Origin of the sequence: Chromobacterium sp. LK11 (genome assembly GCF_001043705.1) — a bacterium.
Taxonomy (GTDB): domain Bacteria; phylum Pseudomonadota; class Gammaproteobacteria; order Burkholderiales; family Chromobacteriaceae; genus Chromobacterium; species Chromobacterium alkanivorans.
Map to the genome: position 1 here is coordinate 66,001 of NZ_LDUR01000008.1, position 11,618 is coordinate 77,618.

Annotated in this window: 13 protein-coding genes; 3 read left to right on the forward strand and 10 right to left on the reverse strand. The window is 62.3% G+C overall.

Translation table 11 applies throughout. The features are described 5' to 3' along the window. Positions 1-52: 52 nt before the first annotated feature. Positions 53-1,570, forward strand: coding sequence for a glycerol-3-phosphate dehydrogenase (gene glpD / locus VK98_RS04310; protein WP_048412859.1), 1,518 nt, complete (start codon positions 53-55; stop codon positions 1,568-1,570). A 265-nt stretch (positions 1,571-1,835) separates the two neighbouring features. Beyond that, positions 1,836-2,210 carry a hypothetical protein gene (locus VK98_RS04315; protein WP_048412860.1) on the forward strand — a complete coding sequence of 125 codons (375 nt, stop codon included), beginning with the start codon at positions 1,836-1,838 and terminating at the stop codon, positions 2,208-2,210. A 202-nt stretch (positions 2,211-2,412) separates the two neighbouring features. On the opposite strand, the gene VK98_RS23615 is transcribed toward VK98_RS04315, so the two are convergent. From VK98_RS23615 to VK98_RS23990, 5 genes are all read right to left on the reverse strand, one after another. After that, a complete protein-coding gene (locus tag VK98_RS23615; protein WP_156187757.1) occupies positions 2,413-2,703 on the reverse strand; it encodes a hypothetical protein in 291 nt (96 codons plus the stop codon). A gap of 61 nt (positions 2,704-2,764) precedes the next feature. Further along, complete coding sequence (locus tag VK98_RS23620) at positions 2,765-3,046, reverse strand: hypothetical protein (protein ID WP_156187758.1); 282 nt, start codon at positions 3,044-3,046, stop codon at positions 2,765-2,767. A gap of 3 nt (positions 3,047-3,049) precedes the next feature. Further along, positions 3,050-3,652 (reverse strand): hypothetical protein, encoded by a 603-nt coding sequence (locus VK98_RS23190; RefSeq protein ID WP_197082955.1) that lies wholly within the window; start codon positions 3,650-3,652, stop codon positions 3,050-3,052. After that, positions 3,609-4,205, reverse strand: a complete 597-nt coding sequence (locus VK98_RS23195; protein WP_197082956.1) for a PAAR domain-containing protein — start codon at positions 4,203-4,205, stop codon at positions 3,609-3,611. Before VK98_RS23195 ends, VK98_RS23190 begins: the two co-directional genes overlap by 44 nt. Beyond that, entirely contained in the window at positions 4,189-4,536 is a 348-nt protein-coding gene (locus VK98_RS23990; protein WP_048412861.1) for a hypothetical protein, read from the reverse strand. Before VK98_RS23990 ends, VK98_RS23195 begins: the two co-directional genes overlap by 17 nt. A 309-nt stretch (positions 4,537-4,845) precedes the next feature. On the opposite strand from VK98_RS23990, the gene VK98_RS22655 reads away from it, so the two are divergent. Further along, complete coding sequence (locus VK98_RS22655) at positions 4,846-5,523, forward strand: B3/4 domain-containing protein (protein WP_053077217.1); 678 nt, start codon at positions 4,846-4,848, stop codon at positions 5,521-5,523. A gap of 168 nt (positions 5,524-5,691) precedes the next feature. On the opposite strand, the gene VK98_RS04330 is transcribed toward VK98_RS22655, so the two are convergent. From VK98_RS04330 to VK98_RS04350, 5 genes are all read right to left on the reverse strand, one after another. Next, positions 5,692-6,804, reverse strand: a complete 1,113-nt coding sequence (locus VK98_RS04330; RefSeq protein WP_048412862.1) for an ABC transporter ATP-binding protein — start codon at positions 6,802-6,804, stop codon at positions 5,692-5,694. 11 nt (positions 6,805-6,815) lie between these two features. After that, positions 6,816-8,315 carry a beta-N-acetylhexosaminidase gene (nagZ, locus tag VK98_RS04335; RefSeq protein WP_048412863.1) on the reverse strand — a complete coding sequence of 500 codons (1,500 nt, stop codon included), beginning with the start codon at positions 8,313-8,315 and terminating at the stop codon, positions 6,816-6,818. Further along, positions 8,312-9,181, reverse strand: coding sequence for a carbohydrate ABC transporter permease (locus VK98_RS04340; protein WP_048412864.1), 870 nt, complete (start codon positions 9,179-9,181; stop codon positions 8,312-8,314). The genes nagZ and VK98_RS04340 overlap by 4 nt, the downstream gene beginning before the upstream one ends. Positions 9,182-9,190: 9 nt before the next feature. After that, entirely contained in the window at positions 9,191-10,054 is an 864-nt protein-coding gene (locus tag VK98_RS04345; RefSeq protein ID WP_048412865.1) for a carbohydrate ABC transporter permease, read from the reverse strand. A 251-nt stretch (positions 10,055-10,305) separates the two neighbouring features. Beyond that, complete coding sequence (locus VK98_RS04350; protein WP_048412866.1) at positions 10,306-11,565, reverse strand: sugar ABC transporter substrate-binding protein; 1,260 nt, start codon at positions 11,563-11,565, stop codon at positions 10,306-10,308. Positions 11,566-11,618: the final 53 nt, after the last annotated feature.

The following is an 11,618-nucleotide window of genomic DNA, read 5'->3' on the forward strand; positions in this document are numbered from 1 at the left end:
GGGCGAGGGAACAACGACTCGAACTGGGTCCCCTGGAAGGAAGAGGCGAAAGATGGCAGTGGAGATTTACGACCTGATGGTGATCGGCGGCGGCATCAACGGCGCCGGCATCGCGCGCGACGCGGCCGGACGCGGCCTGTCGGTGATGCTGTGCGAAAAGGACGATCTGGCCTCGCACACCTCCTCCGCCAGCACCAAGCTGATCCACGGCGGCCTGCGCTATCTCGAATACTATGAATTCGGCCTGGTGCGCAAAGCGCTGCAAGAGCGCGAAGTGCTGCTCAAGGCCGCGCCGCACATCATCTGGCCGCTGCGCTTCGTGATGCCGCACGACAAGAACCAGCGTCCGGAATGGATGATACGCTGCGGCCTCTTCCTCTACGACCACCTGGCGCGCCGCGAAGTGCTGCCCGGCTCCGAAACCGTCAGTTTCACCAGCCATCCGGCCGGCCAGCCGATCAAGCCGGCGTTCAAGCGCGGCTTCGTCTATTCCGACGGCTGGGTGCAGGACGCGCGGCTGGTGGTGCTCAACGCCAAGGACGCCGCCGAGCGCGGCGCGCGGGTGCTGACCCGCACCGCCTGCGTCGGCGCCCGCCGCGACGGCGAATACTGGCTGTGCGAGCTGCAGGCCGAAGACGGCAGCCGCAGCCAGGTGCGCGCCCGCGCGCTGGTCAACGCCGCCGGCCCGTGGGTGGAAAGCCTGATCAAGGACACGCTGGCCTTGCCGTCCAGCAAATCCATCCGCCTGGTCAAGGGCAGCCACATCGTGGTCAAGAAACTGTTCGACCACCCCTACGCCTACATCTTCCAGAACCCGGACAAGCGCATCATCTTCGCGATCCCCTACGAGCAGGATTTCACCCTGATCGGCACCACCGACGTGGAATACCGCGACGATCCGGCCAAGGTGGCGATAGACGATCAGGAAGTGGCCTACCTGTGCCAGATGAGCAACCGTTACTTCCAGACCCAGATCAGCCCGGCCGACGTGCTGTCCACCTACTCCGGCGTGCGCCCGCTGCTGGACGACGAAGCCAGCAACGCCGCCAGCGTCACCCGCGACTACTCGCTGGAAATGGACCTGGACGGCGCGCCGCTGCTGTCGGTGTTCGGCGGCAAGATCACCACCTTCCGCAAGCTGGCGGAAGAGGCGGTGGACAAGCTGGCGCCGTTGCTGGGCAATGGCAAGACCACCTGGACCGCCGACGCGCCGCTGCCGGGCGGCGACATGCCGGGCGCGGATTTCGAGCGTTTCCTGCAAGGCCTGCGCCAACAGCATCCGTGGCTGCCGGAAGCGCTGGCGCGCCGTTGGGCGCGCGCTTACGGCACCCGCGTGGCCAAGCTGATCGGCGCGGCCGCCGGCCTGGAGCAATTGGGCGCGGAACTGCTGCCCGGCTTGTACGAAGCCGAGCTGCGCTATCTGGCGGACGAGGAATGGGCGACGCGCAGCGAGGACATTCTGTGGCGCCGTTCCAAGCTCAAGCTGCACCTGCCGGCGCACGCCGCCGAGGTGATCGACGCCTGGTTGCTGGGCCAGAGCGCCGCGCGCGAGCAAAGGCTGACCGCCTGAGTTGACGCGGTTTCCACCCAGAACAGCCCGGCCTTGCGCCGGGCTTTGTCTTTGCCGGCCAAAACGGGCTTTAGCGGATTTATCCACAGCCGGAGCGGAAAGTGGGATTCATCCACAGAGCGGGCCCGCGGCCCGGCTTGAGCGCCCCTTGCCCGCTATTTCGGCCGGCTCGCTCCACCCTGCGCGGGCCTTGTCGCGCCAAAGCTGCTACTCTGTGCTCTCCTAGCCTGAAGCCAGGCGCGCAGCAAGACCGATGGGAGGCCTTATGTCCGTAAAACGTCCATTTCGTCGCCATGAGCATTCCGCCGACCAGGCGGAGTCGCTGCAGGAACCCGCCTTCGCCGTCTGCCTGCCGCCGCGTTTGCGTCTGTACTGCGCGGCGGTGCCGGCCGGCGCCGGCGAGCAAGAGGCATACCGAATGGGCCGCGAGTTCGCCGGCCATTACATTGAACACGTGGCTCACCATCCCTGCGCTGCCGAGGATTCCTTGCTGGCGCGCATGGCGGAATACGCCGATTTCACCGCGGAAGGGCCGGAGGGCGAGTATTGGGCCGGCTTCTTCTCGCTGCTGGAAGAGGCGGTGCTCAGCGCCGCCGAATTCCTGGACGCGGACGGCAAGATGGGCGGCTCCATCCACTGAGCCCGCGCCAATGCGGTTTATGCCCGGCCATGGCGCCGGGCTTGGTGTTTGCGCCCGGCTTGCTTGATTTGCAGCCTGCTGCTTTAGAAGCTGACGATGCTCAGCTACGCGCTGTTCTTATCCACAGCGATAGTTATATTCGGCTTTTATCCACCGCATCCAAGCCAGTGTGTTCAGGGGAGGCGAGTATTGGCAAGCCGCTTCATTCCACAATACCGAATACTTCATTCCATTTCTTTAATTCAGCCATCACGTCAGGGTCTGCCTTATATTTTATTAGCAAGCGCTTTTGTTGCTTGATTGCACGATTGCAATATTTATTCAAATCCCGAATAACTTCGCGTTGACGAGCATCATTATCGCCGGATATCTCACCTGACAAATGTTCACAGGTTTCAGCATTATCTATGAAGATTTTTACGTCCTTATTGTTGAGGTTGCTAGCATAGAGGCTGTTAGAAAGCGTTATAAAAATAGCGAGAATTTTTTTCATGTCAATAAATGGAAATGCCATTCCATGGTATGTAAAAAATTTATGTGGTTTTTATTTGACTTCAGTATTTTGGAGCAAGTGTTTCATCAAATTCTCTGATGGTTTTTATCACTTCTCTGTCTTTACTATATTTTTTAAGTAATAGCTTTCGCTGTTTTTTGGCTTGTTCACATGCTTTATTGGCATCATTAATCATCGTCATATCGCTAGTCTCAGAAACCTCGCCAACCAAGTGCTGACAAATCTCTGCGTTCTCAACAAAGCGCTTGACGTCTTTATTTGTTAAAGCACCGCCATATGTGCTACTAGACAGTAGCATCACAAAGATTAGTATGTGCTTCATAATTTACCTTCCGTCTGAAGACCAATGTGGTCTATCTTTTATGCCCCATTTAAATTTAACGACACCGTAGGTGGCACCGACTGCATGTAGCTCCTTATTCATGCCAGTGCGTGGCTCAGTTTTAATAGTTACAACAGAACTATCTTTATTGGCTATTGTTAAATCACCTGTCCAAGTAGTGTTCATATCAATAGCTTGGCGGGTAGTATGCCTAGTGCGCAAAGCCGGATTAGTACCTAGATGAAGTGTCTTGAAATATTTTGACATTGCGGTGGCTGCTTCGATAGATTTCGTATCATCACTGTGATCCCACAAGATTGGTACGTCTATACGAAGAACGGCCTTATTGGGTTTAATTTTCTTTTTAGCAATTTGGTAACTCCAGTGCATCAGATAAGCCCGTTTCTCAGGCCTATAGGTCGATGCTACCTGCACAGTTGCACCTGCCGCTTTCAATGCCTCAATAAAAGCCCGAACATTGGCTTGGAAGGCTGGTTCCAGCTCCGAGAGGCTGTTGCTGCCTGGATAGCGCTCCACCCAGGCCATGCCGCTGAGTTCTGGTTCAGGAATCGTCACTACAACAGGAGTCGCTTCCGATCTCGCCATCAAAGGTCTCTGTATGGTCGTCATGGTAGGGTGCCGTCAAGGTTGAATTCATGCACATAGTGCTGACGATGAGTTGGGTCATGCCCAGTGAATCCGTCAGTCCGGTTCTGAAGGTATGGTCTTGCAGGTCTATGCGATATGGCATGCCCACTTGCGGCTTGCCTGTTGTCTCGCTGACCAGTTGGTACTGGATTTCGAAGCGGTAGGGCGAGACATAGTCCCGCGCTGCTGCATATCCAGGCGGCGGAGGCGGAGGTTCGCCTTCGTCGGTCGAATTGCTTTTCAGATTTTGATTGGCGATCAGTTTGGGTGGCGGGTCGCACTGGCAGATGCACAGATCGCCCTCCAGCGCGGCTTGTTTGCCATGCCAGATTTCCGATGTCCGCGGCGGCACGCAGATAATGCGGCCAAGGCGGTTGCAGGCCGGGCAGTGAATGGGATCGCCTTCAACGGCCAGTTCCCTGCCTTCGATGCGTCCTTGCCCGCTGGCGGCTACGATGACGCCGCCGGCGGTGGTGCTTGCCCCAAGACAGCAGTTATATCTCTTTGACAAGGCTCGGCCTCCAGTCAGGGTCCAAGAAGCCGGGGGTGGGTTTCCCTTCGTGTTCATCAAGGAAGCGCAAGCCATTGGCTGGGCCTGAGTGGATCATGTCGCCGTTGCTGAGTGGGCTGCCTATCAGCGCCAGCGACTTGCCGGTTTCCTTGTTATAAAAAGCGTAGCCGCAGCCAGCGGTGACGATGGCGGTGCTGCCGTCCGGGTATTCGACAATATCTCCGGTCTGACCAACTTTTATATTGTCGCAGGCGACCGTGCTGGTGGCTTTCAATACCCCACCGTTTTTGCTCACACTCCCATCCAGTGCAACTTGATGCCAAGTTCCCATGATTGCACCCCTAATTATTTAAAAATAATGATGATTTATTTAATGGTAGGCACCGGCAACTGGCTTAAAGACTAGTATTTCTATTTGCATTCCATTGCGTTTATATAAAAAAATAAATACATTAAAAATAATTAATGCTTTGCTTGTTTTTAATGATGTTTTATTTGTTGTCAGTAATGGTTTTTATTGAATGGGAAGCCAGAAATCATAATGGATTCAGTTTCACTAATACCCCAGCAAAAAAACGCGTTTCCCCTTTGACCGCGGCGGGCCTATGCTGGAGCGGATTCAACCGTGGAAAGCCCGACGATGCAGATTGCCCTGAGCCCCGCCTTATTGTCCCGCCTGCCGCAACTCCAGGTCAGCGGCCTGATCGCGCTGGATATAAACGCAGCCGCCTTGCCGGCGCGGCTGCCCGCGCTGCCGGAGCCGGAGCGCGATCTGGACGCCTTGCTGCAAGCGTGGAAACAGCTGTACAAGGACTTGCCCGGCGACAAGAAGGCGCGCTGTTCGCTGGAATACCTGGTCAAGGCGGCGCAGAAGGACAAGCTGCGCAGCATCCTGCCGCTGGTGGATTTGTACAACCAGGCGTCCTTGCTCAGCCTGAGCCCGTTTGGCGGCGAGGACATCGCTAAGCTGGGCGGCGTATTGCAATTGGACCTGGCCGCCGGCGACGAGCCTTTTCTGCCCTTGGGGCGGGACCAGACGGAAACGCCGCAGCCGGGCGAGGCGGTATGGCTGAACGGGGAACGAAAGGTGGTGTGCCGTTGCCTGAACTGGTTGGAGTCGGACCTGTTCAAGCTGGACGCCGGCAGCCGCGACGTGGTTTTCGTCAGCGAGCGGCCGGACAAGGGGTTTCCTTCCGGCGGGGCCGGCATGGATTGGCTGGCCGAGCAGCTGCGGCCGCATGCTGGACGACTGGTCCGTTTCGAGCTGGACGCGGCGCGGACCCGCTTTGAGTTGGCTGCTGTGGATAAGGTGGCGTGAAGGTCTTGGTCTGTGGATAAGTTGAGCGAGCCGGTTCCTCAGCCGGTGATCGTCGCGCAACCTTGCTCGGCGGCTTCTATTTGTGGATAAATCGGCTGGTCCGGCTTTCCCTGTGGATAAATGAAAAAGGACGCAATAGCGTCCTTTTTGTTTGTTCGTCCCAGCTGCTTACACCGTCTCGGCCTGGGCCTGCGGCTGCGCCGCCAGCCGGGGCAGCGCCTGGTCCCGGGCGTCGAACAGATGACAGTGCTCGGCGTCCAGCGCCAGGCGGCAGGCGCTGCCGGCCGGCGGCGCGCTGTCCTGGCCGCCCAGTTTGACGGCGATGGGCTCGGTCACGCCGTCGGCCTGGACGTAGACGATCTGCACATCGCCCAGGTGTTCGACCAACTGCACCGTCGCCGCCACGCCGGCGTCGGCGAAGCGCAGGTGTTCGGCGCGCACGCCCAGGGTGGCGGCGTCGCCGGCTCGGCCCTGGAAGGGCAGGCTCAGCCGCTGGCCGCCGGGCAGTTCCAGCGTCAGGCCGTCCGGGCCGTTCGCGACGATGGTCGCCGGCAGGAAGTTCATCTTGGGCGAGCCGATGAAGCCGGCGACGAAGCGGTTGGCCGGGCGCTGGTACAGCTCCAGCGGCGTGCCCACCTGTTCGATGCGGCCGGCGTTGAACACGGCGATGCGGTCGCCCATGGTCATCGCCTCCACCTGGTCGTGGGTGACGTAGATCATGGTGCTGCCCAATTCCTTGTGCAGCCGCGCCAGCTCGATGCGCATCTGCACCCTGAGCGCGGCGTCCAGATTGGACAGCGGTTCGTCGAACAGAAACACCTCCGGTTTGCGCACGATGGCGCGGCCTATGGCCACGCGCTGGCGCTGGCCGCCGGACAGGGCCTTGGGCTTGCGGTCCAGTAGGTGTTCGATCTGCAGGGTCAGCGCGGCGCGGTGCACGGCGGCGGCGATGTCCTGCTTGCTTTTGCCGGCCAGCTTGAGGCCGAAGGCCATGTTTTCCCGCACCGTCATGTGCGGATAGAGCGCGTAGCTCTGGAACACCATGGCCACGCCGCGCTTGGACGGCTGGATGTCGTTGGCCAGCTGGCCGCCTATCCACAGTTCGCCGGCGCTGATGTCTTCCAGGCCGGCGATCATGCGCATCATCGTGGATTTGCCGCAGCCGGATGGGCCGACGAAGACCATGAATTCGCCGTCGCGGACGGCGAGGTCCACGCCGTGGATGACCGCGTTGCCGTCGTCGTAGACTTTTTTAATATTGCTGAGCTTGAGGTGGGCCATATCGAGTCCTTTTATTGCAAGCGCGCCGGCAGCGCGCCCGTGGCTTCTATCTCGCCGGACAGCCATTGGGCGACGGCGTCCAGCGCCGCGTCGGCGAAGCCGTAGCTGATCAGCGCCGGCGCGTCGAGATCGGCGGCGGCGTAGGGGTTCCACAAGGCCAGGTGCAGGTCCGGCCGCCATTCGGCGCGCTCGCGCGCGCCGTAGCGTCCGCGGGTGGTGGAGGCGACCACGGTGTAGCGGCCGTCCTGAGGCAGCCGGCGCCAGTCCAGTTCCTCGCGCCGCTGGTAGCGGATCACTTCCAGGCTGAAGCGGCGCGACAGCTGGGCGATCAGCCGAGTAACCAGCGCGTCGGCGGACAGGCCGGCCTCGGACACGCCGTCGGACGGCGCCTGGTCTTGCACCACCAGGCGCAGCGTGGCGCCGGCAGGCGGCCGTTGCGGCTGGCCGTGGGCGGTCAGTGCGCGGCGCCAGGTGTCGGCGAACAATTCGGCGTCGGCGGCGCGCTGCGCCGGGTCGTAATCGCGCTGACGGCTGGGGTAGCGCCGGATCAGCGCGTCCACGCGCGCGGCCGCTTCCCGCAGCCGCGCCTCGCTCAGCCGCCCGGCGGCGACGGCGTCTATCAAGGCCTGCTTGCTCTCCTTCATTTCGTCCTGGAATTGCAGCACCAGGCTGAGGTCGGCGCCGGCGGCCAGCGCCTGAGCGCTGCCCTGGGCCTGGCCCCAGCGCTCGCGGATGGCTTTCATATTCATGCCGTCGGTGATCATCACGCCCTGGTAGCCCAGCTGCTCGCGCAGCAGTTGCTGCAGGATGGCCGGCGACAGCGTGGCCGGCCAGTCCGCGTCCAGCGTCGGAAAGCGGATGTGGGCGCTCATCATGCCGGGGGTGAGGCCAGCCAGCGCCGCGAACGGCGACAGCTCGTAATCGCGCAGCTCGGCCTTGGGCTTGTCCACCACCGGCAGGTCCAGGTGGGAGTCGGTGTGGGTGTCGCCGTGGCCGGGGAAGTGCTTGACGCAGCAGGCCACGCCCTCGGACAGATGGCCGCTGATCCAGGCGCGCGCCAGCCGCGTCGCCTTGAGCGGGTCTTCGCCGAAGGAGCGTTCCGAGATCACCGGATTGGCGGGGTTGTTGTTGAGGTCCAGCACCGGGGCGAAATTCCAGTTCACGCCCAGGCTGGCCAGGCCGCGCGCCACCGCGGCGCCCACTTGTTCGGCCAGTTCGGCGTCGTCCACCGCGCCCAGAGCCATCGCCGACGGCGCCGTCGGCAGGAACAGGGTGCGCATCACCGCGCCGCCTTCCTGATCCATGCCTATCAGGATGTCTTCGCCCAGCGCACATTGCAGATCGGCGATCAGCCGGCGGATGCTGGCCTCGTCCGGCACATTGCGGCGGAACAGGCAGATGGCGCGCGCGCCCAATTCTTGCAGGAAGGCGGCTTCCTCCTCGCCCAGGCGCGGGCCGGCCACGTCCACCATCAGCGCCTGGCCGGCCAGTTGTTGCAGGGTATCGCTCATTTGACGGCTCCATCGAATCCGCGCAGGAAGTAGCGCTGGGTGAACAGGAAGACCAGCAGGATGGGCAGCACGGTCAGCACCGCGCCGGCGGCCACCACTCGGGTCTTGAAGCTGAAGGCGCCGGACAGGTAGAGCACGCCCACCGACAGCGGGAATTTGTCCGGGCTGGACATCACGATGGACGGCCAGATGTATTGGTTCCACGCCGACACCATGGTGAGTATGGTCAGCGCCGCCAGCGCCGGGCGCGACAAGGGCAGCATGATTTTCCAGAAAATCTGCCAGTCGCTGGCGCCGTCGACGCGGGCGGCGTCGATCAAGTCCTGCGGCACGGCTTCGAAGGCCTGCTTCATCAGGAAGATGCCCACCGCGCCGGCCAGCGTGGGCAGCACCACGCCGCTGTAGCTGTCGGTGAGCTGCAGCTTGGACACGGTGATGAAGTTGACCAGGAAGTTGACTTCGCTGGGCAGGATCATGGTGGCGAGGATGGCGCCGAACACCAGCTTGCGGCCGGGGAAGCGCATCCGCGCCAGCGGGTAGGCGGCCAGCGCGCTGACCAGCAGGGTGCCGGCCACGGTGGCCAGCGCGATGACGACGGAGTTCTTGTAGAAGGCCAGCAGATCGATGCTGGACACCGCCTCCTTGAAGTTGTCCAGGCCGGGGGCGCTGGGCAGCAAGGGCGGCGGGAAGGCGAACACGTCGCCCTCGGTGGACAGCGCGGTGACCAGCGTCCACCAGAACGGGTAGACGGTGACCAGGGCGATCAGGCTCAGCACCAGATAATGCAGGCCGCGGCCGGCCAGCTTGCTCAGCCGGGCGCTGTGGCGGCGGGCGGCGGGCGCGGCGAGGGTGGCGGTATTTTGCATGGCGTTTCCTTATGATTCGCGCGGCTGCAGATAGCGGAAGTTCAACCAGGCCAAGGCTACGCAGAACACCGACATCACCAGGCTGGCGGCCAGCGCGCGGCCGAAGTTCAGCGATTTGATGCCGAACTCATAGGCGTAGAACAGCGCGGTGTAGGTGGATTGCATCGGCCCGCCCTTGGTCATGATCTGCACCTCCTCGAAGGCCTTGACCGCGGCCAGCACCGACATCACCGAGCACAGCAGGATGGTGGGCGCCAGCAGCGGCACGGTGATGCGCCAGAAGCGCTGCCAGGCGTTGGCGCCGTCCAGCTGCGCGGCTTCGTAGATGTCGGCCGGCACCGCCTGCAGGCCGGCCAGGTAGAGCACCATATACCAGCCCAGGCCGCGCCAGACGGTGATGAACATCACCGCGAACAGCGCGATGCGATCGTCGTTGAGCCAGCCCACCGGCTCGTTGATCACCCGCAGCCAGTGCAGCGCGGCGTTGAGCACGCCGTCCTCGGTGTACATGAAGTTCCAGATGATGCCGATCACCGATACCGAGGTGACCACCGGCAGGTAGTAGGCGGCGCGGAACCATTTGATCGCCGGCAGCTGGTTGTTGACCAGCACCGCCAGCAGCATGGCGATGACCTGGATCACCGGCACCACCAGCAGGTAGACGGCGGAGTTTTTCAGCGAGGCCAGGAACAGCTCGTCGGCGAACAGCTCGCGGAAATTGTCCAGGCCCACCCAGCGCGGGCTGTCGATCAGATTGTACTGGGTAAAGGCGATGAAGCTGCCGAAGCCCACCGGCCAGAAGGAGAACGCCAGCATCAGCAGCAGCGCCGGGGCCAGGAACAGATAGGCTTGCAGCGTGGTCTTGGTGCGCATGGGCAGAACCTTGTGACGTAGCGGCAGGCCGGCGCCGGGATGCGGCGACGGCCTGCGGGTTGCGGGGCGGCGGGGTCTAGGACGCCGCCGCGGTCAAGCGCTTACTTAGAGCCTGTTTACGATCTCGCGAGCTAAGGCGAGACAAGGCGAAAACGGCTGAGAAAGCGGAATGTACGAGTGGTACATGAGCATTTCGAAGCTGTACTCACCGCGTCACGTTTCACGACGCGCAGCAGATCGTAAACAGGTTCTTAGAGCTTGCCGCTCCAGAACGCCGCCGCCTCGTCCAGCGCGGCCTTGGGATCCTGGCGGCCGGTGACGGCCTTTTCCACCGCGGCGGCCAGGCGGGCGGACAGCACGTCCGGGTCCTTGACCCCGGCCAGGTAGATGGTGCGGGTCTTGTCCAGGCTGGCGGCGGCGACGCCTACGGCTTTTTCCGCCGCGCCGGCGTCATTGGCCACTTTCTGGAAGTACGGATCCTGCGCAGCCTTGCGCGCGGTGGGCAGGGTGCCGGCCAGTTTGGCGAAGGCGAGCTGGTTGTCGGCGTTGGTCAGGTAGTTGCCGAACTTGCCTATCTCCGGCAGCAGCGCCTTGTTGACGTTGCGCGCCACGCCGAAGTTGAACATCCAGCCGCCGGCGGCGATGCCGGTGGGGCCGATGGGCGCAGGCGCCACTTGAGTGGATTGGTAGAGCTTGGGCGCTTCGTCGCGCACCCGGGTCAGCGAGGCCGGGGTGGTGACCAGCATCGCCATGCGGCCGCTGTTGTAGGCGGCGATGGATACCTGGAAATTGTCCTGGGCGAACAGATTGTCCTTCAGCAGCGCGCCGGACTTGTAGGCGTCGCCCAGTTTTTTCAGCATGGCCACGTGGGCCGGGCTGTTGAACACCGGCTTGCCGTCCTTGAGCAAGGGCAGGCCGTTCTGGATCAGGAAGCCCTCGATCTTGGTGGGGCCCAGCGCCGGGGCGAAGCCGGCGACGCCGGTCTTGGCCTTGATGGTTTTGGCGTAAGCCAGTTGTTCATCCAGCGATTTGGGCGGCTTGGCCGGGTTGAGGCCGGCTTTCTTGAACAGCTCGGCGTTGTAGGCGATGACGTTGGCGCCGTTGTAGTGCGGGAAGGCGTAGACCTTGCCGTCGAAAGTGACGTCCTTGATCGCGCCGTCCACGTACTGGCCCTTGTTGATCACGCCGTCCAGCGGCTGCAGCAGGCCGCTTTGCTTGTAGTCGTAAGCCCAGGGCACGTTCAGGTTGACCAGGGCCGGCGGCTTGCCGGCGCCGACGGCGGCGGTGAACTTGGACTGGATCACGTCCCAGGGGTAGTCGGTCCATTTGATTTCGACATTGGGGTTCTGGGCGTTGTATTTGCCGACCAGATCCTTGAAGTAGCCGTCGAACTTGGGCGACAGGCTCATGGTCCACACTTCCAGCACCGGTTTGTCGGCGGCCAGCGCCGGCAGGGCGACGGCGCAGCCGGCGGCGAGCAGGGCGGCGCGAGCGAAGGCGTTGAGTTTCATGATGGTTTCTCCATGGGGGCCGACGTCGGCGTCAACCGTGGCGGCCGGGGTGC